The sequence below is a fragment of the Salipiger bermudensis genome (assembly GCF_019801965.1).
GTDB lineage: Bacteria > Pseudomonadota > Alphaproteobacteria > Rhodobacterales > Rhodobacteraceae > Salipiger > Salipiger bermudensis_A.
Genome location: NZ_JAHVIA010000011.1, coordinates 80,259 through 100,536 on the forward strand (window position 1 = coordinate 80,259; position 20,278 = coordinate 100,536).

22 protein-coding genes are annotated in these 20,278 nt (G+C 66.2%); 7 read left to right on the top strand and 15 right to left on the bottom strand.

Annotated features, from left to right (window positions below; all coding sequences use genetic code 11):
- Positions 1–92: 92 nt before the first annotated feature.
- The 3 genes from KUV62_RS21195 to KUV62_RS21205 are packed head-to-tail and all read right to left on the bottom strand — an operon-like array spanning position 93 to position 1,956.
- Positions 93–515: a hypothetical protein gene (locus KUV62_RS21195; protein WP_222605748.1), complete on the bottom strand. Its 423-nt coding sequence runs from the start codon at positions 513–515 to the stop codon at positions 93–95.
- 5 nt (positions 516–520) lie between these two features.
- Positions 521–832 carry a hypothetical protein gene (locus KUV62_RS21200; protein WP_222605749.1) on the bottom strand — a complete coding sequence of 104 codons (312 nt, stop codon included), beginning with the start codon at positions 830–832 and terminating at the stop codon, positions 521–523.
- An 11-nt stretch (positions 833–843) separates the two neighbouring features.
- Complete coding sequence (locus KUV62_RS21205; protein ID WP_222605750.1) at positions 844–1,956, bottom strand: flagellar basal body P-ring protein FlgI; 1,113 nt, start codon at positions 1,954–1,956, stop codon at positions 844–846.
- A gap of 187 nt (positions 1,957–2,143) precedes the next feature.
- Between KUV62_RS21205 and KUV62_RS21210 the strand changes: the two genes are divergently transcribed.
- Positions 2,144–2,917: a response regulator transcription factor gene (locus KUV62_RS21210; RefSeq protein ID WP_315901606.1), complete on the top strand. Its 774-nt coding sequence runs from the start codon at positions 2,144–2,146 to the stop codon at positions 2,915–2,917.
- Here the strand turns inward: KUV62_RS21210 and KUV62_RS21215 are convergent.
- From KUV62_RS21215 to KUV62_RS21230, 4 genes are all read right to left on the bottom strand, one after another.
- A complete protein-coding gene (locus tag KUV62_RS21215; RefSeq protein WP_222605752.1) occupies positions 2,885–3,946 on the bottom strand; it encodes a flagellin in 1,062 nt (353 codons plus the stop codon). The two genes, KUV62_RS21210 and KUV62_RS21215, sit on opposite strands and share 33 nt — an antisense overlap.
- Positions 3,947–3,960: 14 nt before the next feature.
- Complete coding sequence (gene flgK / locus KUV62_RS21220) at positions 3,961–5,373, bottom strand: flagellar hook-associated protein FlgK (protein WP_222605753.1); 1,413 nt, start codon at positions 5,371–5,373, stop codon at positions 3,961–3,963.
- 29 nt (positions 5,374–5,402) lie between these two features.
- Entirely contained in the window at positions 5,403–6,704 is a 1,302-nt protein-coding gene (locus KUV62_RS21225; protein WP_222605754.1) for a flagellar hook protein FlgE, read from the bottom strand.
- 141 nt (positions 6,705–6,845) lie between these two features.
- A complete protein-coding gene (locus KUV62_RS21230) occupies positions 6,846–8,663 on the bottom strand; it encodes a hypothetical protein (RefSeq protein WP_222605755.1) in 1,818 nt (605 codons plus the stop codon).
- Positions 8,664–8,804: 141 nt separating this feature from the next.
- Here KUV62_RS21230 and KUV62_RS21235 point away from each other — a divergent pair, with 141 nt between their 5' ends.
- The 5 genes from KUV62_RS21235 to KUV62_RS21255 all read left to right on the top strand — a co-directional run bounded on the left by KUV62_RS21235 (position 8,805) and on the right by KUV62_RS21255 (position 12,535).
- Complete coding sequence (locus tag KUV62_RS21235; protein ID WP_222605756.1) at positions 8,805–9,554, top strand: flagellar hook basal-body protein; 750 nt, start codon at positions 8,805–8,807, stop codon at positions 9,552–9,554.
- A 15-nt stretch (positions 9,555–9,569) separates the two neighbouring features.
- Positions 9,570–10,355, top strand: a complete 786-nt coding sequence (flgG, locus tag KUV62_RS21240) for a flagellar basal-body rod protein FlgG (protein ID WP_222605757.1) — start codon at positions 9,570–9,572, stop codon at positions 10,353–10,355.
- A 4-nt stretch (positions 10,356–10,359) separates the two neighbouring features.
- The gene (flgA, locus tag KUV62_RS21245; protein WP_222605758.1) at positions 10,360–11,022 is read left to right on the top strand and encodes a flagellar basal body P-ring formation chaperone FlgA; all 663 of its coding nucleotides are present in this window, start codon (positions 10,360–10,362) and stop codon (positions 11,020–11,022) included.
- On the top strand, positions 11,019–11,780 hold the full coding sequence (flgH, locus tag KUV62_RS21250; RefSeq protein ID WP_222605759.1) for a flagellar basal body L-ring protein FlgH: 762 nt from the start codon (positions 11,019–11,021) through the stop codon (positions 11,778–11,780). The genes flgA and flgH overlap by 4 nt, the downstream gene beginning before the upstream one ends.
- An 86-nt stretch (positions 11,781–11,866) precedes the next feature.
- A complete protein-coding gene (locus tag KUV62_RS21255; RefSeq protein WP_222605760.1) occupies positions 11,867–12,535 on the top strand; it encodes a hypothetical protein in 669 nt (222 codons plus the stop codon).
- A 41-nt stretch (positions 12,536–12,576) separates the two neighbouring features.
- Here KUV62_RS21255 and KUV62_RS22845 read toward each other — a convergent pair whose 3' ends face one another.
- From KUV62_RS22845 to KUV62_RS21290, 7 genes are all read right to left on the bottom strand, one after another.
- Positions 12,577–13,248, bottom strand: coding sequence for a flagellar hook assembly protein FlgD (locus KUV62_RS22845; protein WP_222605761.1), 672 nt, complete (start codon positions 13,246–13,248; stop codon positions 12,577–12,579).
- Positions 13,249–13,265: 17 nt separating this feature from the next.
- The gene (locus KUV62_RS21265) at positions 13,266–14,621 is read right to left on the bottom strand and encodes a flagellar hook-length control protein FliK (protein ID WP_222605762.1); all 1,356 of its coding nucleotides are present in this window, start codon (positions 14,619–14,621) and stop codon (positions 13,266–13,268) included.
- Positions 14,618–15,358 (bottom strand): sigma-70 family RNA polymerase sigma factor, encoded by a 741-nt coding sequence (locus tag KUV62_RS21270; protein ID WP_261395816.1) that lies wholly within the window; start codon positions 15,356–15,358, stop codon positions 14,618–14,620. The genes KUV62_RS21265 and KUV62_RS21270 overlap by 4 nt, the downstream gene beginning before the upstream one ends.
- A gap of 85 nt (positions 15,359–15,443) precedes the next feature.
- Positions 15,444–16,211, bottom strand: coding sequence for a hypothetical protein (locus tag KUV62_RS21275; protein ID WP_222605764.1), 768 nt, complete (start codon positions 16,209–16,211; stop codon positions 15,444–15,446).
- Between the two features lie 331 nt (positions 16,212–16,542).
- Positions 16,543–17,532 carry a flagellar motor protein MotB gene (locus tag KUV62_RS21280; RefSeq protein ID WP_222605765.1) on the bottom strand — a complete coding sequence of 330 codons (990 nt, stop codon included), beginning with the start codon at positions 17,530–17,532 and terminating at the stop codon, positions 16,543–16,545.
- A gap of 10 nt (positions 17,533–17,542) precedes the next feature.
- Entirely contained in the window at positions 17,543–17,977 is a 435-nt protein-coding gene (locus KUV62_RS21285; protein ID WP_222605766.1) for a MucR family transcriptional regulator, read from the bottom strand.
- A 125-nt stretch (positions 17,978–18,102) separates the two neighbouring features.
- Positions 18,103–18,378 (bottom strand): MucR family transcriptional regulator, encoded by a 276-nt coding sequence (locus KUV62_RS21290; protein ID WP_222605767.1) that lies wholly within the window; start codon positions 18,376–18,378, stop codon positions 18,103–18,105.
- Between the two features lie 281 nt (positions 18,379–18,659).
- On the opposite strand from KUV62_RS21290, the gene KUV62_RS21295 reads away from it, so the two are divergent.
- Positions 18,660–19,202, top strand: coding sequence for a helix-turn-helix domain-containing protein (locus tag KUV62_RS21295; protein ID WP_222605768.1), 543 nt, complete (start codon positions 18,660–18,662; stop codon positions 19,200–19,202).
- Between the two features lie 9 nt (positions 19,203–19,211).
- Here the strand turns inward: KUV62_RS21295 and KUV62_RS21300 are convergent, their stop codons facing one another.
- A complete protein-coding gene (locus KUV62_RS21300) occupies positions 19,212–20,267 on the bottom strand; it encodes a hypothetical protein (RefSeq protein WP_222605769.1) in 1,056 nt (351 codons plus the stop codon).
- Positions 20,268–20,278 lie beyond the last annotated feature (11 nt).

Below are 20,278 nucleotides of genomic sequence, written 5' to 3' on the forward strand. Positions count from 1 at the left end.
GTTGTCGCTCGTCTTTCTGACGAAAACGGTCCTGCCGTAGGGCAGGCGTAACACGCGAAATCGAAACAGTGTAAAATTTAACTTCTGTAGATTCAGATCGACTTGTCGAACCGTTGCGAGGGAGTCACAGGTCCCTCCTTGGGCGTTCCGTCACGATCATAGAGGCCGCGAAGGCTTTGACGATCCCGGATTCTTTCGATTTCGCGCGCAACGGCCCCTGTTGCTTCGGTCATTCGCTTCAAAAGCGCGAGATCGGTGTGGATAAGATCGCGCAGGTCGTCGAGCTTGCGGCGCAGTTTCTGGCTCTGGGCGTCGTCACCTTCGAAATATTTTTTTCCGGATCCAAATGCTGTCTCAATTTCGCCAAGAAGCTCGGCTTTCCGCGGATACAGCTCTTCGACGCGCGCCAGCTGGCCCTGACCGATGGCGGCGATCTCGTCACGCAGCAGGCGGGCGAGCCGATCGATCAGCTGCGCGGCGCGGGCATGGGTCAGTTCGGGGGTCGTCTCGGCCATGCAGGTCACTCCATCTCGCGGGTCTGGCTGTAGGCCGAAAGCGCGCGCTCGAGGCTGGCGGAGAGCCCCGCCCCGCCCTGCTCGACGATCTCGCGGCTGAAGGCCTCGGCCAGGAAGAAGCGCCAGGTGTCCTCCGCCTGCCCGCCGCCGAAATCGCCGATCTCGACCTGCTTGAGCATCTCGTCGACCATCTGGGTGAGGAACATCGCCTCGAATTCCTTGATCGCGCTGAGCGGCGCGTCCGGCGCTGCGGCACCGGGCTGCGCCACCTGCGCGCCGGTGACCTGCAGCGCGGCCATGTTGGTGCTCACGTCCATAGCGAGGCTCCTCAGATGATTTCGAGATCGGCGTGCAGCGCGCCCGCGGCCTTGATCGCCTGCAGGATCGAGATCGTCTGCGTCGCGCTCAGCCCGATCGCATTGAGCGCATCGACCAGCCGTTGCAGGCTCACATCGGCGCCTTCGAGGATGGTGAAATGCGCCTCCTGCTCGTCGACCGCCACGGTGGTGCGTGGCACCACCACTGTCGTGCCGCCGATTGTGATCGGGTTCGGCTGGCTGACCAGCGGATCCTCCCGGACCATCACCGTCAGGCCGCCCTGGCTCACCGCAACCCGGTCGATGCGCACGTTCGCCCCGATCACGATGGTGCCGGTCTTGGCGTCGATCACCACCTTGGCGATGCTGTCCGGCTCGACCCGCAGGTTCTCGACGTCAGACAGCACGCCGGGCACGTCGCCCTTGCCGGCCCCGTGGATCGCCAGCTCGACCGTGCCGGAATCGAGCACCCGTGCCGAATTGCCGCCGAGGCGATCGTTGATCGCGTCGGACATTCGCACCGCGGTGGTGAAATCCGGGTTTCGCAGGTTGATCCGCACGGAATTCAGCGACGACAGCTGGAAATCGACCTCGTTTTCGACCGTGGCGCCGTTCTCGATCCGGGCCGTCGTGGGAACCCCCTCCGTCACCGAGGCGGCGACACCCGTGGCCGAGAAGCCGGCAACGGCGATCGGCCCCTGCGCCACCGCGTAGACCTCGCCATCGGCGCCGGTCAGCGGGGTGACGATCAGCGTGCCGCCGCGCAGCGAGGTCGCATCGCCGAGCGAGGAGACCACCACATCGATGGTCGAGCCGAGCCGCGCGAAGGGCGGCAGCATGGCGGTCACCATCACCGCGGCGGTGTTGCTGGTCTTGATGTTGTCGTCGGAAAGGTTGCCGACCCCGAGACGCTCGAGCATCGCCTCGATGCTCTTCTCCGTGAAGGGCGAGTTGCGCAGGCTGTCGCCGGTGCCGTTGAGGCCCACGACGAGGCCATATCCGACAAGCTGGTTCTCACGCACGCCCTCGAAGGTGGCGATGTCCTTGATCCGGACATCGGCCAGCGCCGGGAGGGCGAGGCAGAGCGCGCCGATCAGGGCGCCGAGACAGGCTGCAATCCGCATGAGCTTCCGGGTTGGATGGGTTTCCGTTGCTTCAAGATTAAACATGGAAAAGGGTGCGTCAGCAATGATTAATTCATGGATACTCAGACTATCCTTGTCTTATGCTTGACCCGCCGCGCTTAACAAAGCATGATCGTGGCATCCTGTCATGGATAACAAGATCTGAAGGCCCCATCGGGAGTGCGTGGTGCATATCTATCTTTACGAGCCGCGATCCAACGCCTTTCACGGCCTTCTCTCGAGGCTGGACGAGGCCGAGTGGGAGCCTGTCGCCGTCAATGACGACCTGTTCGACCGGGAGCTCGATCTTCTCGGCAATGATGGCTATGCCGACCGGCCGGTGCTGCTGGCCGAGCATCCGCGCCTTGTCGAGCACATCTCGCGCCTGCGCCGCTCGGGCTGCCGCAATCCGATCCTGGTGCTGCGCATGTCGCGCGACCCCGAGGCTGCGATGGACGCGCTCGATGCCGGTGCCGATGACGATATCGTCGGGCCGGTAACCGGGCTCGAACTGCGCAGCCGGGTCAACGCCATCACCCGCCGCTTCCACGGCCACGCCGCCGGCACCCTGCGCATCGGCGACATCACCGCCTATTTCGACGGGCGCGATCCGGACGTCGGCGGGCAGCCGATGAAACTGTCGCAGCGCGAGCTGGCGATCTTCCAGCAGATCGCGCTGGCGGCACCGCGCGTGGTGTCGAAATCGGTGATCTACGATGCGGTCTACGGCATGGCGCAGGACCAACCCTTCGACAAGGTGATCGACGTCTATATCTGCCGGATCCGCAAGAAGATCGAAGAGATGTCGCCCTCCGGCGATCCGCATATCCGCACCATCCGCGGCCGCGGCTACAAGCTGGCCCCGGAAAGCGAGGCCGAGCTTGCGGAAAAGCGTCCGGCGCGGCTGCGCATCGCAGCCGCCTCGGGATCAGCGCATGAAGTTCAGAAAGCTCAGCTGTGACAGCCGCGCCGTGGCGGCGTAGCTGGCCTGCAGCTGGGTCTCGAGCGCGGTGATTGTGGTCGCGGCCTCGTAGCTGTCGACCTCGACCATATCGGCCACGCGGCCCTTGTAGAGATCGGCGCGGTCTTCCATGCGGGTGTTGGCCTCGTCGATCTGCGCCGAAGCGGTGTCGAGCTGGATCTGGCTGTCGAGCAGGCCGGCGAGACCGGCGCTCAGGCGATCGCTGGCCGCCGCGACCCAGGTCCGGTAGGCGTCGGGATCGGCGATCTCGGTCACGTCGGTCGAGGCCAGCATCACTAGCCCCTGGAACACATCCCGGAACGCGGCGTCATTGGCCTGCACGCCGTAGGTGATGGTGATGCCATCGCCGATGCCGACAGACATCCGGTTTCCCGTCGTGGTGCCGGTGAAGAACAGGGCGTCGTAATCCTCGTTGGGGTTCGCCGCCGTGTTGCTGAAGATCGCGTCGAGCTCGGCGATCCGTGCCGTCACATCCGCCGGAGTGGCGAGGCCACCGGCGAGCACGCCCTCGATGACCGTCTCCGGCGTCAGGCCGGTATCGGCACGGGCGCTGTCATAATCCTGCACTGCCGTGGTGCCATCGCTCGGGCCGGCAAACAGGGGAATGCCGCCGTAATTGGTGTTGACCAGTGCCATGAGAGACGCCAGCGAGGCCTCCGCCTGGGTCTGGATGCCATCGGCAGTGCCACGGTTCGAGCCGGCATTGGCGACGGCGAGTTCGAGCGTTGCCTGGACCGCCTCCCCCATCGCGCCGAGCGAGCTGCTCATCGTGTCGATGCGGCCGCCAAGCAGCTTGTTGGCGGCGATCTGCGCCTCGTCGCGCTCCAGCGAGGCGTTGAGGTTCAGCGCCTGCGAGGCGCTCGGCCCCAGCGACTTGTAGATGTCTTTCTTGACGCCCGTGGCGAGCTCCTGCTCGGCCTGCCCGAGCTGGGTCTGGATCTGGGCGTTGGTGTTGCGCCGCAGCAGATTGCTGTAGAGCGTCGAAGGTGCGCGGGTGAAACCGATCATCGGGGGCTCCGGGGTCAGACGGCCGCAAGCAGGGTGTCGATCATCTCGGAGACCGTCGACAGGGCCTGCGCATTTGCGCCGTAGGATTGTTGGATCAGGGTCAGTTGCTGCAGCTCGTCATCCACGTTCACCCCCATGAACGACAGACGCGAGCTTTGCACGGCGATGGCGCCGGCAGCGAGGCTTTCGGCGGATGTCTCGGCATTGGCGCGGGTGGTGTTCTGGCTCGCGATCAGGGTCGAAACATAGCTCGAGAGCGACATCTCCTCGCCGAGACCCAGATTGCCGTCGAAGGTCATCGCGCCGTTCAGCGCGTCGACGAAGGCGGTGACCTGCGTGTTGTCGCCGGCTGCACCGGCGGTCACCGCACCGAGTCCGTCGCGGATGCGCCACAGCGCGCCGCCGTTCTCGGGCACCACATCGTCATTCACCGCGATCCGGCTGGCAAGGCCCGGCGCAAACGGAATGGTCAGCGCAGCGCCGGCATCGGTGAACAGGCCCGCATCGCCGGGCGCGAGGCTCGCGTCGGCATCGACCATGCCTTCGATCAGGGCCCGCGCGACCTCGTCAAGCTGCGCCTCCATCTCGGGCAGCACGGTGTTAAAGAGCGCGATCTGCCCCGAGAGCGATCCCTCGGAGATGCCGCGCTTGCCGGGCACGCCCGGCGTGATGTCGACGCCCCCGGCGCTCAGCATACCGGTATCGGGGTCGAAGCTCAGCGGCTCGACTTCGCCACCGGTGATCAGCGCCGTGCCGCCGCTGGTGAACAGCTCGATCCGGCCCTGCGCGTCGGTGCGGGTGGTGAAATCCATCTTCTCGGACAGCGCATCGAGCTCGGCACCGAGCTCGTCCCGCAGCGAGAGCTGCGCCTCGGCCGACTGGGTCGGGCTCGCCAGCCGCTCGCTGAGATCGGAGATCTTCGCGAGAGAGCTGTTTACCGCCGCCACGTCGGAAGCGATGGTCTCCTCGGCGCTGTCGCGCGCCGCGCTGAGATTGTTGCCGGCCCGGTTGAGCGCCTGCGCCAGTTCCTGCGCATCGCCCACGGTGGCACGCTGCAGCGCGGTATCGGCCGGCGCGACCGCCAGCAGCGACAGCGAGTTCTGGAAATCGGTCAGCCGCGTCAGCACCGTGTCGGTGCTCTCGGTGTCGCCGAGCAGCGAAGTATAGGTCTCGAGCCCGGTGGCGATGGCATCCTGCTTGGAGGTGCGACCGGCCTCGGTGCGGTACAGCGCGTCGAGCGCGCTGTCGACGGCACGGGTGATCTCGCTCACCTGCGCCGCGCCCTGCCCGGTCGTGGTGATCTGGGTCTCGCGCCGCGCGTAGCTCGCGTTGTTGGCGTTGGCGATGTTGGTGGATACGGTTTCCGCCCAGCGGGAGCTGGTGCTCATCCCGCTGCGCGCCGCGTTGAATGCGGAGATCAGGCCCATGGTTCTATCCTATCCGGCGACCGCGCCGATCAGCGCTTGAGGTTCACTGTCTCGTTCAGCATTTCGTCGGCCGTGGTGATGATCTTGGCGTTCGAGGAGTAGGCGCGCTGGCGCTGGATCAGGCTGGTGAGCTCTTCGGCGATGTCCACGTTGGCGGATTCGACACCGCCCGAGGTCATCGTGCCGGTCTCGCCGGATCCGGCCTCGCCGAGATAGAAGCCGCCCGAGCTGTTCGACACGTGGAAGGTCGAGTTGTTGCTGGTCTCGAGCCCGTTCGGGTTGGCGAAGGTCGCCAGCGGGATCGAGTAAAGCGCCTTGCGGGTGCCATTGTCGAACACACCCCAAACATCGCCATACTGGTCGAACTCGACGCGGTTCATCGTGCCGCTCGCACTGCCGTCGGCCTCGATCGTCATCGGCGTGTAGTCGCCGGAAAACTGGGTCAGGCCATCGAAGGTGCCGGGGGCGCCGAGCGACATGGTGATGGTCTGCGGCGTGGTGCCGTTGTCGATCGTCAGGGTCATTTCCCCGGTGGCGGCATTGAAGGCGAAGGCGGCCGGTGCCACGGCGGTGGAGGTGACGGCGGTGTAGGCGGCCGGAGCGCCGGCGTTTGCGCCGCTGTTGTTGAAGGTCACGGTGACGGAACCGTAATTGGCGGTGTCGTCCGAGATCGAGACGACCCACTCGTCATCGTTCACCGTGGGCTGGAACGACATGGTGAGGCGCTCCGACTCGCCAAGGGCGTTGTAGTAGCCGGCGGAGGTGACGAAGGCGTCGCCCGGGGTGGCGAGCCCGGTTTCCTGCGAGGGCAGGTTGCCGGAGATCGACGCCGCGGCGGTCGCGGTACCGGTGGCGGTGGTGCTGGCGACGTTGACCGGAACGAGGCCGTCGAAGCTGGCGCGGTCCACGGCGCCGAGCGCGCCGTCATCGCCGTAGGCGAAGCCCATCAGGTAGAGGCCGGCGGCGTTGACGAGGTTGCCGTCCTGATCCGGCTCGAAGCTGCCGACCCGGGTAAACATGTTGCCCGAGGGCTCCGCGGTCTCCGCATTCGAGTTGACGACGAAGAAGCCACTGCCGGTGATCGTCAGGTTCGAGTCCACCGAGGTGTTCATGAAGGTGCCTTCGGCGGTGTTCGAATGGGTGACCTCGGTCGCCACGCCCGTCGCGAAGCTGCCGGTAGCGGCGTTCGAGCCGGAGGTGACCATCTGCGAGAAGCTGCGCCGGTAGCCGACGGTATCCGCGTTCGCGATGTTGTAGGAGATCTTTTCGACAGCCTTGGAGTTCGCCATCAGGCCGCTGACCCCGGATGCCATCGCGTTGGAAATGCTCATGTCCGCCTCGCCTTTTTTATCGTCGGTGATACGCCACCGTTCCCCAACCAAATAACAGATCCCGGTTACACCATGTTTAAAGATTTGTTTACTTGGCTATTTTTAGGCGAATCTTGTGAAAATTAAATTCCACATGGTGCTTTAGTTGAGCTGTTCGGCGCCCGGCAAGGTTTCGAGAACGTCTCCGGCGCTCTCGATCCGCGCCCGCGCGGTTTCCTCGCGCAGCGGCAGCAGCTCCGGCGCGGCCTGGGTCAGGCTGCGCGAGATATCGGCCCAGGCGGGCAGCTCGGTGAGGGCCGGAAAGGCGCGGGCGAGCTCGGCGGTCTGCGCCAGGTCGCCATCGCGATGCGCGGCAAGCAGGTAGCGGATGCTGTCCGGCAGCGGCATCTCCGACCCCAAACGCTCATGCAACAACCCGTAGGCAGCCACCGCCGCCGACCAGTCGGCCTCGTCGAAGCGCGCCTGCGCACGCAGGCGAAGAACCTGCTCGGGCGCCTCGTCGGTGCTGCCGCTCAGCAGTTCGCTCGCCTGACCGGTCTCCTCAAGGTAATCGGCCGACACCAGGTCATAGCGGCGGCGCAGACCGGCATCGTCGATCTCCAGCGGCTGCGCCAGCAGCGCTCCCAGCGTTTCCCACTGGCCGCCGGCGGCCAGCGCCTCGGCTTCCTTGATCTTCAGCCGCTCGAGATGGCCCGGGCCGGTCTCGGTGATGCCGAGATCCTGGCCGGCGACGAGATAATCGTGGATCGTCGCGTATTCCCGCGCCGCGATGGTCGTCGCGCCGGCCTTCAGGAAGGTATCTGCCAGCAGCTCGGAGGCATCAGCGAAGGCGAGGTTGAAGCGGAAGAACGGCGCGATGCGCTCGTGATGTGCCATGAAGCGGCCAAGCGAGACCTCGCGCGCGGCACCGGCCCGGTAGAGCTCGTCGATCAGCGTCCGCGCCTTCTGGCGCGCCTCGTTGGCCTCGGCGCTCTCGGGGTGGCGGACGATGATGCGACCGTAGGTCTCGATCGCGCTGGCCGGATCCTTGGCGATGAGTTGCAGGGAGGCAAGGTCGCGCAGCGTGGACGCGCCCTCTTCGCCGCCGCGCCAGATCTCGGCCTCCTGCGCCAGCAGCGTCACCGCCTCCTCGGGCGCCAGCGCCTCGTGCGCGAGCCCGAGATCGACCAGCGCGCGGCGCGCGCGGTGGGCCCAGAAATCATTGCCGCCCTGCGCCTGCACATAGCTGTCGAACGCCGCGAGCGGGGCATCTCCGGCCTCGGCCACCCGGCCGAGCAGGAAGCGATAGGCGCTGCCGCCCTTGAGTTCGGGATAGGCGTCGAAGGCAGCCGCGAGATCGCGCGCGAGGCGCCACTGTTGGGTCTCTATGGCGCATTCGAGCAACCCCGGCAGCACCCGCTCCTGCACCGGCTTCGAGAACCGCGCCAGCCGGGTCACCGCCTCGTCGAGCAGGGCTCCGGCCTCGTCGCAGCGCCCGTCGCGCATATGGGAGAGGGCGAGGAAGAGCGGCTGGTCCGCCCACTCCCCGTGGCCGGGCTCGAGCAGGGCTTGGGCGCGGTCGGTCAGCGGTCGCCGCAGCGGATCGGTCAGCCCGAGCGCCAGCTCGAAGGCGCTGGCGCGCAGCTCATGCGCCAGAGGCAGGCCAGGTCCTTGCACCGCGTCGAGCACGGAGAGCCCCTCGGAGGCCATGCCGTGGGCGAAATAGAACTCCGCCAGATCGGTCAGCGCGCGCGCCGCGTCGGGGCTGCCCGCCTCCGCTTCGCGGATCCGGCTCATCAGCGCCCGGCGCTCGTCGAGGAAGGGAAGCGTCTCGCGCTGCTCGAGATAGAGCGGCGGCGGGTTGATGACCTCGAGCGGTTTCAGCAGCGCCGGCGAGAAGCGATCCTCGAGCGTCGAGGCCACGACCCCCGCTTCACGCTCCGCCGATGCCGGGGCGGCGCTCAGCAGAAACGCAAGCAAAGCCACATGTCGGGCTCGAAAAGCGCAAGGATAGGCCACTTTCTTTAAACGCCTCGCCATGTTAATACTTGCGTTATCCTAGCAAAGCTCGCATTCTTCGCAAGAAAAGAATGAATGGGCAAACATTGACAGGCTTGTTGCATGGATAATTCGACCTACGTCGCGATCTCCAAGCTGACCGCGCTCGAGCGCCAGCTCGACGTGACGGCGAACAATATTGCCAATGCCAGTTCCAGCGGCTTCAAGGCCGAGCGCGTGCTGTTCGAGAGCTACCTCGAGAAGGACGATGCCGCGCTGACCGGAGAAGGCACCAACTACGTGCTCGACCGTGGTTCCTATGTCGATGACAGCGCCGGGGTCGTGGTGCAGACCGGCAATCCGCTCGATCTCGCCCTGACCGGACAGGGCTGGTTTGCCTACGAGATGACCGACGGCCGCATGGCCTATGGCCGCGATGGCCAGCTCGTCCTCGATGCGCAGGGTCAGGTGACCACGGCCAGCGGCGCCCGGATCCTCGATCTCGGCGGGGCTGCGCTCAACATCCCGCCGGAATTCGCCAACTCGATCACGATCTCGGATGACGGCGTCATCTCCTCGCCGGAGGGCGGCGTGATGGGGCAGGTCGGGATCTTCGAGCTGCCCGACCGCCAGACTCTGAGCCGGGGCGGCGGCGGCATGTTCGTGCCCAATGCAGAGGCGCAGGGGCTCGTGCCGGACGACACCGGCAGCAGCGTCATCCAGGGCGCGGTCGAGAGCAGCAATGTCCAGCCGGTGACCGAGGTCACCCGGCTGATCAACATCCAGCAGGCCTATCAGCACGCGCTGAACCTGATCTCATCGGATGACGAACTGAAAAAAGAGATGCTGAGCCGCATCGGACGGAACAGCTAAGCGAGGGACTTGAAGATGAAGGCACTGGGCATCGCCGCCACCGGCATGATGGCGCAACAGACGAATGTTGACGTGATCTCGAACAACATCGCCAACGCCAACACCACCGGCTTCAAGAGCGCGCGGGCGTCGTTCACCGATCTCATCTACGAGAACCAGTCGCGCGAGGGCGCGGTGACCGCCGAAGAGGGCACAACCCGCCCGATCGGTCTCGATATCGGCCTCGGGGTGCGCTCCGTGGGCACGCTGCGCCTCAACACCCAGGGCGGCCTGACCCAGACCGAAAGCCAGCTCGACCTCGCCATCGATGGCCGCGGCTACTTCACCATCAACCTGCCCGACGGCGGCCAGGCCTACACCCGCGACGGCTCGTTCCGCCTCTCGGCCGAGGGCCAGATCGTCAACCACCAGGGCTTCGAGGTCGATCCGGGCGTCGTGCTGCCCGACAACACCACCGCCGTGGAGATCAGCGAGACCGGCATCGTCAGCGCCTATGTCGACGGCGACTCGATCCCTGTCGAGGTCGGCCAGCTGACCCTGACCACCTTCGTCAACGATGCCGGCATGCGCCCGCTGGGCAACAACCTCCTGGAAGCCACCGTGGCCTCCGGCGACGCGATCCCGGCCCTGCCCGGCGATGATGGCGTCGGCATCCTGCGGCAGGGGTATCTCGAGGCCTCCAACGTCGATATCATCCGCCAGATCACCGACCTGATCCAGGCGCAGCGGGCCTACGAGATGAACTCGAAGGCAATCGAGACCGCCGACCAGATGATGTCGGCCGCCAACCAGATCAAGTAAGCCCATGCTGCGCCGCCTCGCCTCCCTGCTCTGCGCCCTGACGCTGACCGCCCTGCCCGCGATGGCAGAAACCACCGCGGTGCTGATCGAGGAACAGGTGCGCGAAAGCTGGGGCGACACGCTGCCGATCGACGCCACCATCCAGATCCGCTTCAGCGCCGGTCCGATCGACGAGGCCGAGCTGATCTCGGCCTTCTGGATGGACAAGGACACCGGCAGCTTCCTCGCCAATGCCGTCACCGAAGACGGCATCACCCACCGGCTCCAGGGGCTGGCGGTTGCGCGGCTCAGCCTGCCGGTGCCGACCCGCCGGCTGATGCCGGGTGATATCGTCTCCGCCGCCGATATCAAGATCGTCGACCTGCCGGTCGCCCGTGTCGGCGCCTTCACCCTGACCGATGCCGAGCTGCTCGAGGGCATGCAGGTGCGGAGGATGCTGGCGCAGGGCCGGCCGGTGATGCGCCAATCGGTGATGGAGCCGCTGGTGATCGGGCGTGGCGACAAGGTCAACATTCTCTATGATGACGGCCGGCTGGTGGTGACCGCCCCGGGCCGCGCGCTGACCGACGCCCATCGCGGCCAGGACGTGCGCATCGTCAATCTCGTCAGCAACAATGCCCTGACCGCCGTCGCGCGTGAGGAAGGGCTCGTGGAGGTGATCCGATGACAACCCTGCGCATGGCGCTCCTCACCGGCTCTGCCCTGACCCTTCTCGTCGGATGCAGCACCCCTGCCTTCGATCGTGATCCGCAGCTCAGCCCGGTCGGCGTCGATCCCGACGAGCTCGCCGCCGCGCGCAATGTCAGCGTGCCGATGCCGCCCCCCGAGGCGGTGCGCGTTCCCTACCGCGCCGAGGGGGCGTCGCTCTGGGAGCGCGGCTCGTCGGGCTTCTTTGGCGACCAGCGGGCGACCCAGGTCGGCGATATCCTGACGATCATCATCGAGATCGACGACGAGGCCAGCCTCAGCAACGAGTCCGATCGCAACCGCACCGGCAGCAGCACGCTCGCCTTCCCGAATTTCTTCGGCTACGGGACCCAGATCGACAAGATCCTGCCCGGCGTCGGGCCCGAAGATCTCCCCGAGGGCAATCTCGTCGACATCACCTCGACCACCGGCGCTTCCGGCGATGGCTCGATCGAGCGCAACGAGGCGATCTCGCTGCGCATGGCCGCGCTCGTTGTGCAGCAGCTGCCCAACGGCAACCTCGTGGTGCTGGGCCGGCAGGAGGTCAAGGTCAACGAGGAGCTGCGTGAACTGCGCGTCTCGGGCATCATCCGTCCGCAAGACATCAACCGCGACAACTCGATCCCCTACGACAAGATGGCCGAGGCCCGGATCGGCTATGGCGGGCGCGGCTCGATCAGCCGGCAGCAGACGCGCGGCTACGGCGAGGACGTGATGGACATTATCTTGCCCTATTAATTCCGGTTTGGGCCATGTTTGCATAAAACTGTCGCCCGAATTGACGCGCATAACCGAGCCTGACCAGGAACATGCGGGATTCGGTTATGAAGAAAGCCTATATTGCCTTTGCGGCCCTGCCGGTACTTTTCGGGGCCGCGGGCTTTGCGGGTGGGCAGTTCATGCCCTCCGACAAGGAGCACGGCACCGAGACGGCCGCGCATGAGGCACCGGTGCAGGGCGCTGGCCATGACGACAGCCATGGCGAGGAACACGCCGGCCGCAGCGAGGCCGAGAAGGTTCTCGACAAGCTCGCGAGCACGGCCCCGGAGCAGCTTCCCGAGGAAGAAGGCGGCGGCCATGGCCACAGCCCGAGCCAGGCCGATGCCGGTCATGGCGCGAAACCCGAGCATCAATCGGCCAGCCTGATCCGCAAGGATCCGTTCGGAGATACCAGCGTCGTACGGCTCGGCCGCGTCAGCGTGCCGGTCTATCGCCCGAACAGCGTGACCTACGTGGTTTCGGAAGTCGGGGTGGCGATGCGCGACAGGGAGACTGCCGAGGTCTTCAACGTGGCCGAGAACGCGTCGCGCCTGCGCGACGTGATCCTCGCCTCGATGCACAAGGCCGCCGGCACCTCCGCCATGCAGGGTCCGAGCATTGATACCGAGAAGCTCACCAAGACGCTGGTTTCGGATCTCAAGGCCGATTTCGGGGACGGCGTCTCCGACGTGCTGTTCCTGTCGCTGATCAAGGCCGACGTGCCGCGCAGCTAAGGCTGCCCGGCGCGCCGGCGCTCCGATCTCGCCTCAACAGATCAGCGGATTTCCTCGATGAGACCGGCGAGCGTGCTCTCGCCGTTTTCCATGTGCAGCATGGCAAGACCATCCTCATAGGTCATGCTGTTGACCCGCGACGCGGCATAGGTCTGCCCCGGGACGGTATTTCCCTGGGCATCGGTCGCCGAGAGCACCATGTAATAGGTGCCCTCGGGCAGCGGCAATCCTTCGTAATCCATGCCGTCCCAGGTCACGCCATGCAGCGCGTCGCTGCCGCCCTCGAGCCCCGAATAGGACCGAAGCACCGTGCCATCGGCCGAGACGATCGACATCGAGACAGCGCTGGCCTCCCCGGCGAGCCGGTAGCCCGCGACCGCCGCACCAGCTTCGTTCAGGCTGATCCGCTCGGTCGGCGCCACCACGCTGCGCCCGATCAGGTTCAGCCCGGTGATCGCCGACATGCTCGAGAGCTGGTTGGAAATGCCCTCGAGATTATCATTCACCGCGACCGATTGCTCGACCTGGCTGAGCTGGGCCAGCTGCGAGATGAAGGTGGTGCTGTCCATCGGCTCCAGAGGGTTCTGGTTCTGGATCTGTGCCGTCAGCAGGGTGATGAAGCTCTCGTAGTCCTCGCTGAGCTGGCTCATCGAGCTCGAGGCGGTGGTGCTGGCACCGGTCACGCTGCCGGTTCCGAAGGGGTCGATCGCCACGGCGCTCTCCTCTCAGTTCAAACCTGAATGTCGATCCCGCCGCGCATCGGCAGGACGACCTGTTTCATCTCCGGCTCCGCCTCGCGCGCCGCCGGCTCACCGCCAAAGCCGAAGCCCGCGGTCGTCTGGGCCCCCTGCCCCTGCGACTGGCCCTGCCCGGGATTGCGGGCGCCGAGATCCGAGAAGCTCAGCGACTTCGCGTCGATCTGGTGGCCGGCCTCGCGCAGCATCGTCAGGAGCCCGTCGCGGTCGGCCCGCAACGCCGTCAGGACCGAGGCCTGCTCGGCCCGAACGGTGACCTTGAGCGCTCCGGTCTCGTCCGGCACCAGGTCGATCTCGAGCGTGCCCATGCCCTCGGGCTTCAGCTCGACCCGGATGCTGCCGGTGTCGCTGACGCTGGCGCGGACCTGGTTCAGGATCTGGTCGGAACTCGGAGTCGGCATCGGCCCCGCACGCGGGGTCTCGGCCTGAAGCAGCGGTGCCGCTTCGGCGGTGCCGGCTGCGGGGGCCACCAGCGCGACCTGGATCTGCTGCGCCGGTTGCGGCGCGTCCGGCATCACGCTGCTCGCCGCCTGGGCCACAGGAACGGTCTGCGGCTGCGCTGCGCGCTGGGTCAGGGTCACCGCCGCATCCGCGGCCTCGAAGGAAGAGCCGTCCAGCGATGCGGCCTCCGACGCCCGCATCGCCCCCTCGCTGAGCATCATCCGCCGGCCCGGCTGGGCAATCTCTTCGGCCAGCCCGAGCACCCGGGCCGCGAGCGCCTGCACCCCCGGCTCGGAGACGATCCGGGCCGCCATCTCGCCGCCCTCGGCCTCAAGCGCCGCCCCCAGCTCCGGCACAGCTTCGGCCAGCGCCCGCCAGTTTGCAGCCTGCTCAGACCGCGCGGAATCCGCGCGAAGCCCCGCCAGCGGCACCCCCTGCGCGGTGCCGGCCGCCTTGGCGCGGGCCGTCGAGAGCGGATCGGCGAGCGCGGGCGTATGCTCGGGGCCCAGCCCGATCTCCGGCTGCGCGCCCTGCAACAGCGGCGCCTCGTCGGAGGCGACACCCGCCGGCTCGGCTCCGGCAAAGGCGGCGCGGAGCTGCGCCATCTGATGCGGTGCCGCGGCCAGCGCGGCTGCCAGCTCTTCGAGCATCGGCACGAGGATCTCCTCGAGATCCGCGTCGGTCAGATCCGGGTCGGCAAGAACCTCTTCCGCCTCCGCGAAGAGCGCCGCGAGATCGGAGGTCTCGGCCTCCGCGCCGCTGGCGGTATCGCTGCGCAGGAAGGCCATGATCGAGGCGAAGGCGCCCTCCCCCTCGGCGCCCTTCCCGGCGGCTTCGGCGGATCGGTCGGCCGCGGGCTGCGCACCGAAGATCGAAAGCAGGTTCATCATGGCAGCACGTTCCTTGAAAAGCCGCAATCGATCAAGACGCGGCGCAGGCGCATCATCGCGCGTCGCTCGACCTGCCGCAGCCGGTCCTGCGTGATGCCCAGGTCGCGCGCGATCTCGGCGAGCGGTTCGGGCTCGGGCGACAGCCGCCGGCGTCGGATCACCGCGACCTCCTCGGGCTCCATGCGGGCCAGCGCATCCTCGATGAACCGCATCAGCAGACGCCGCTGGCTTTGCTGGCTGACATGTTCTTCGGGATCGGGCTCGGAGGAGACGAGAACCGGGTCCAGATCCCCAGCGTCGCCGCTCGGGTGGGGATCGAGCGCCACCGTGCCCCGCGTGGCCAGCTGCATTACGAAGAGGTCGTTCTCGGAGAGATTGCCCGTCTGCGCGTCGAGGAAGGTGCGCGCCGGGATGTCGATCACCGCCTTGATCCGCGACAGCGCCGACGAAACCGCATTGCGCACCCACCAGGCCGCGTAGGTCGCGAAGCGCACATCCTGCGCGCGGTCGAAACTGTCAGCGGCACGCAGCAAGCCCATCAGCCCTTCCGAGGCGAGATCCTCCAGATGCACCGGGTTGTCGGTGAACCGCGCCGCATGCGACCACGCCTGCCGCGCATGCGAGCGCAGCAGAACCTCGAGCGCGGCCCGGTCGCCGCGATCCTGCCAGCCGCTGATCGCGGCTCGCTCCTGCTCGAAGCTCAGCAGCGGTTCGCGCATCGCGGACTGATACGACATGGACATCATGGAAAAAACGCAAATTCATCCTTTTCTGCAAGGACAAGTAAGCATAATTTCCAATATCTCGGAAGGACTTATTGATTTACCGAAGGTTAAAGCGCGCGGCAAACCGGCTCTGAAGGCTCGGAGTCTCGCGTTCCGGCGCTCCCAGGACGGCGCGCAGCACCGCCTCGGTCCCGCCAACCCATTCCGACAGCACCAGCGGCTTGTCGGCGACGCGCAGCAGATCGCCATTGATCATACGAGGGTCCGGGGCGGTGAACCCGGGATCGAGCCGCGACAGGTAGCCCTGCAGCGAGGGCTGCCAGAGGAAATCCGGCCGCGAGAACACCGTGGGATCGGGCAGACGGCCGCCCTGCTCGTCGACCCAGTGCCGTTCGAGACTGCGCCCGAGGCCGAGGCCAAAGGATTCCGTGTCGAGCTTCGCCCCCTGCGCCCGTAGCCCGGCGGCGCGGCGCATGGCGGCGTGGGCCGTGAGATAGAGCGCATCGGTCTCGCGCTCCATCGGTATGCCGGCCAGGTTGATCATCAACTGCAGGCTCTCACCGACCGCCCCGCCCAGCAGCAGCGACAGATCGGCCTCCGCTTCCGGCAGGAAGAGCACCATGGTGCCGTAGGGCAGATCGATCGGCAGTTCCTCGACCAGCACATCGCCGAGCGGCAGGGCCGGCGCCAGTTCGAGCTCGTCGGACATCGCCAGCGGGCGGGTGCAGGAGGGGCCAGCCAGCAAAGCAGCGGAGCGCACCGGCAGGATGCGGCTGAACAGGGCCTCGAACGCGCGGAAGTTGTCGTGGATCGGAAGCGTCACGCCGTCCTGCCAGATCAGACTGAGCACTTCTCCGCTGCGCATATTCGGCCTGTCCCCTGTGTGCAGTGTTTGCCTGATTCCACAGTATTTCTGGGGTCAGCACCGGGAAAGCCACCAAATGTTAAGCGCCGGACAAGATATAGGCGGTTCGAAGGGTTCAGACTCTATATCAGGTGTCCGAACCATATGCGCTAAAGGGCTGTTATTGCCTGATAATTTTCAAGATGAAAAGCCCGGACAGACAGAAAATCCCCCTCCACACCCTCTGAGTTTTCTTAACCTTGAGGAAAAAATATGTGGATATACGGCGGATCAGTGACCAATGCCCACTAGATGTGGTGAAATCTGCAACAGTCAGTCCGGCAACGCGGACTCACTCTTGCACAGCCCCTGCGCTGCCCGTCTGCGGATACTGCACCGTGACGCTGATCCGGCGGTTTTCCGGGGCGTCTGGCGCGGCGGCATCGAGCGGCTCGGTATCCGCAAGACCCGATATGCGTGTGATGCGCTCGGGGCTGACTCCATTGGCCAGAAGCACCCGGCGCGTGGCATTGGCGCGGTCGGCCGAAAGCTCCCAGTTCGAATAGCTCGCGGCCCGGGTATAGGGCACCGAATCGGTGTGCCCGGAGATCGTCAGTTCGTTGGGCAGTTCGGCGACGGCATCGGCGATGATGCGCAGCAGATCGCGAGTCCGGTCCTCGATCCGGGCACTGCCGGTGGCGAACATCGATTCGCCGCTGCGGTCGACGATCTGGATCTCGAGGCCGTTCTCCGTCCGGTCGAAGCGCAGGTTGTCGGAATAGCTTTCGAGCTCGGGACTGTTGACCACCTGCTGCATGATCTGCTGCTCGAGCCGGGTCTGCGCCTCGTCCCATTCCTGCTCGGCGCGCTCGGCCTCGGCGGCGGCGCGCGCGGTCTCGAGCGGATCGCGACCCTCGTTGATGGTCGCGCTTTCCTGGCGGCCCTCGGGCCGCGTGTCGTACTCGACCTGGATGTTGGGATTGGTGTCGCGCAGGCGGCTGTCGAACACGGCGAGCGGGTTCTCCTGCCCGAAGCTCGGCAGCTGGACCGGCGTCGCCGGCCCGTCGGTGCCGCTCATCACGCCATCGGCGGCCAGCACCGTGCCATCGAGCAGGCCGTCTCCCCGGCCCCCGCTCTGCGACAGGCTCGGGGTGAAATAATCCGCCAGGCCGCGCAGCTTCTCCTCGTCGGAGGCTGCAAGGATCCAGAGCAGCAGGAAAAACGCCATCATCGCGGTCATGAAGTCGGCATAGGCCACCTTCCAGGCGCCGCCGTGATGGCCGTGTGCGTCATCCTCCTCGATACGTTTGATGACGATGGGCTGCTCGTTGTTTCCTGCCATGCGCTAGGTCTTATTCCTGTTCGATCGGGTGGGTCCGGTCATATTTCCCGAGCCCGGCCTCCTTGGCGTGGGCCGCCTTCTTGCGTGAGTAGCTGGGCGCCACGAGGGGGAAATCCTCGGCCAGGCCAAAGGCGGTGCGATACTCGGCTTCCGTCATGCCATGCTCGGCACCGAGGTGGCGCTTGAGCATCTTGAAGCCGCGGCCGCAGCACAGGCAGAACACCTTGTCCTCTGTCACCGCCTGATCGATCGGGAGCGCCGGACGCATCTGCGTCTTGGCCTCTGCCGGCACCGGCTCGGGCGCCTCCTCTGCCGCAACGCCGCCCAGCTCGCCGGAGAGGCGCCGATACAGAGCGACGATCTCATCGGGGCTGACATCCGGACGGGATGCATACGCCGCGACGATCCGGCTGATCGTCTCCCGTTTCTGATCCTCTGCACTCATCCTGCTGTCCCTGCCGTTGTTCTTGTTATTGTAGCGCCGCGGGTGGATGCATCCACCTCTCTGCGCAAAGTCAAACGAGGGGGGCGTTCATACTATTCTTACCCTTCCCTCGTCGTTTTCCAAGCCTATCCTTGAAGCTTCATGGATTTTGCCGCGTCCCTTCGCGCGGCATAGGCGCTCGAGACCATCGGATAATCGTCCGGAAGGCCCCATTTCTCGCGATACTCCTCGGGGGTCATGCCCAGTGTCTCCCGGATATGTCGCTTCAACAGCTGGCGCCGCTGACCGGTTTCGAGACAAAGCAATGTCCCGTGCCGGTCGGCATCATACCTCTCTGATACGGTTTTACCGTGGCAGGCAACGACAAGTCGTTGCAGAATTCGGCGCAGGTTGATCCTCATCCCCGGCTCTCTTCTTGTTGTTACTTGTTAATCGCGCTGTCTTGACGGTCTTGTCACATCTTAGAAATACGCAGGTAAGGTTAATCCTCGATGAAAACTTTGAAATTTCTTTGCGAAACCTTGTCTTCTTTCCTTGTGCAAACAACCTATACACGATCATGACAAAAAGAGCATCCTTCTCGGTAGTGGTTGAGCGGGATACCGCGCGTCGAAACGGTTGGGCCGAGCTGTTGCGCGCAGCCGGGCTGCGGCGCGTGTTGCGGCGGGCCCGGCCGGCGGAGATGGCCGACCTCATCGCGCCCGGCACACCGCTCACCGCGATGGTGGTCGGGCTCACCGCCCACGGCGCGCGCGATGACGCGATGCTGTCGCTGATCGCCAGCACCCGCCGGCTGGTGCCCGGCGCGGTCATCCTCGCGGTCGATCACGGCAACCGCCCGCGCGGCGCGGCCGAAGCCTTCGCCGCCGGCGCCGATGACGCGCTGCGCGCCGACCATGATCCCTCCGAGCTGCGCGCCCGCCTCGCCGCACGGCTTCAGAACGCCGCCAAGGAAGGCCAGCGCGCGGCTTGGCTGGCGCAGCTCGGGCTGACACCCCTCGAGGAGCGCATTTTCCTGGCCCTGAATGACCGGAGGAACGAGATCGTCAGCCGAAGCGCCCTGGCCGAGGCATTGGGGGAAGATGAATGGCGCTACGGGGACCGGCGCATCGACGTACATATCGCGCGCATCCGCCAGAAGCTCGACGCCCAGTTCGATGGGGCGGTGAAGCTGCGCACCGTGCGCGCGCAGGGTTACGTGCTGGATGGGGAGCCGCGGCTCTAGCTTGAAGGCTCAGCGCGCGCCGTCATCCGACGCGACAAGCTGCGCCGGCGTCTCGACCGCATTGATCATCGTGCCCGCGGTCAATCCAACGCCGGTCAGCAGCACGACGGCGACCCGCACCGGCGTCAGGAAGCGGCGGCGCTTGCGCACCGGCGCCTTGAGATCGGCCTTGGGCGCCGCCTCGACCACCGGCTCGGGGATCACAGCGCCCGGCGCGACGAACACCCCCTGCGCCGTGACCGTCACCTCGGCCACCCGCGCAACACCGGAGAAACGGGCGCGCAGGGCCGCCGGGAAACGCTCTTCGGGGATGTCGATCACCAAGGGCTCGCCCGGCTGCCATCCCGCCACCGATTTGCGCGGCAGGACAAAGCGCGACAGGTCATCGCGGAAGCCGACCTCCTGCACCAGGCGGGTGCAGGTCTTGATGTCGACGAGCTCGGGTGCGAGCTCGAGCCGAACGCCCCGACGGCCGATGCGCAGCGCGCCCTCGGCAAAGAAGCACTCTGCCTCAGAGAGCGCCTCCGCCGGCATGTAGCCCTGCGGGATCTCGGGCGCCTTCGGCTTCGGGCGGGCCTTTTCACGCACTTCCGAAAGGTGCAGGCGCGGCCGCCAGTAGAACGGCTCCGAGCTGCGCGCCGGGCGCTTCGGCATCGCCGCGGCCAACGCTCGGGCCGCTTCCTTCTCGCGGCGCTCGCGCGCCTTGCGGTCTTTCTCGAAGTGGTAGTTGATCAGGTAGTCGGCAGCCATCTCCGCGAGGTCATCCTCGTCTTCGACCAGCGCCAGGAGCTTCTGCTCGTCAGAAAACATCACCCGACGGGTCGGGTAGCCCTCGACCGGCGGCACCACGGCAAACTCGCCCGGGCCACGCTCGAGCAGCGCGCCGGCCTTGCGCAGCACGGCACGGCCCTCCTCACGGTGATGCAGCAGCATCTCGCAGGTTCCCGCGTCATCCAGGCACAAAACCAGCCCGATTTCCTCGGGCCATTCCTCGAACACGCTGCCGAGGTCGGAGGCATCGAAAAAATAAGCCAGCTTCTCGGCGATCATGGTCTGTTGCCCCAACTGTCCTTCTA

Excerpts from the sequence above, each read along its gene's own strand:
- KUV62_RS21195 (WP_222605748.1), bottom strand. The coding sequence starts at position 515 with ATGGCCGAGACGACCCCCGAACTGACCCATGCCCGCGCCGCGCAGCTG.
- KUV62_RS21200 (WP_222605749.1), bottom strand. The coding sequence starts at position 832 with ATGGACGTGAGCACCAACATGGCCGCGCTGCAGGTCACCGGCGCGCAG.
- KUV62_RS21205 (WP_222605750.1), bottom strand. The coding sequence starts at position 1,956 with ATGCGGATTGCAGCCTGTCTCGGCGCCCTGATCGGCGCGCTCTGCCTC.
- KUV62_RS21215 (WP_222605752.1), bottom strand. The coding sequence starts at position 3,946 with ATGATCGGTTTCACCCGCGCACCTTCGACGCTCTACAGCAATCTGCTG.
- flgK (WP_222605753.1), bottom strand. The coding sequence starts at position 5,373 with ATGGGCCTGATCTCCGCATTCAACGCGGCGCGCAGCGGGATGAGCACC.
- KUV62_RS21225 (WP_222605754.1), bottom strand. The coding sequence starts at position 6,704 with ATGAGCATTTCCAACGCGATGGCATCCGGGGTCAGCGGCCTGATGGCG.
- KUV62_RS21235 (WP_222605756.1), top strand. The coding sequence starts at position 8,805 with ATGGATAATTCGACCTACGTCGCGATCTCCAAGCTGACCGCGCTCGAG.
- flgG (WP_222605757.1), top strand. The coding sequence starts at position 9,570 with ATGAAGGCACTGGGCATCGCCGCCACCGGCATGATGGCGCAACAGACG.
- flgA (WP_222605758.1), top strand. The coding sequence starts at position 10,360 with ATGCTGCGCCGCCTCGCCTCCCTGCTCTGCGCCCTGACGCTGACCGCC.
- flgH (WP_222605759.1), top strand. The coding sequence starts at position 11,019 with ATGACAACCCTGCGCATGGCGCTCCTCACCGGCTCTGCCCTGACCCTT.
- KUV62_RS21255 (WP_222605760.1), top strand. The coding sequence starts at position 11,867 with ATGAAGAAAGCCTATATTGCCTTTGCGGCCCTGCCGGTACTTTTCGGG.
- KUV62_RS21265 (WP_222605762.1), bottom strand. The coding sequence starts at position 14,621 with ATGATGAACCTGCTTTCGATCTTCGGTGCGCAGCCCGCGGCCGACCGA.
- KUV62_RS21270 (WP_261395816.1), bottom strand. The coding sequence starts at position 15,358 with ATGTCGTATCAGTCCGCGATGCGCGAACCGCTGCTGAGCTTCGAGCAG.
- KUV62_RS21275 (WP_222605764.1), bottom strand. The coding sequence starts at position 16,211 with ATGCGCAGCGGAGAAGTGCTCAGTCTGATCTGGCAGGACGGCGTGACG.
- KUV62_RS21280 (WP_222605765.1), bottom strand. The coding sequence starts at position 17,532 with ATGGCAGGAAACAACGAGCAGCCCATCGTCATCAAACGTATCGAGGAG.
- KUV62_RS21285 (WP_222605766.1), bottom strand. The coding sequence starts at position 17,977 with ATGAGTGCAGAGGATCAGAAACGGGAGACGATCAGCCGGATCGTCGCG.
- KUV62_RS21290 (WP_222605767.1), bottom strand. The coding sequence starts at position 18,378 with ATGAGGATCAACCTGCGCCGAATTCTGCAACGACTTGTCGTTGCCTGC.
- KUV62_RS21295 (WP_222605768.1), top strand. The coding sequence starts at position 18,660 with ATGGCCGACCTCATCGCGCCCGGCACACCGCTCACCGCGATGGTGGTC.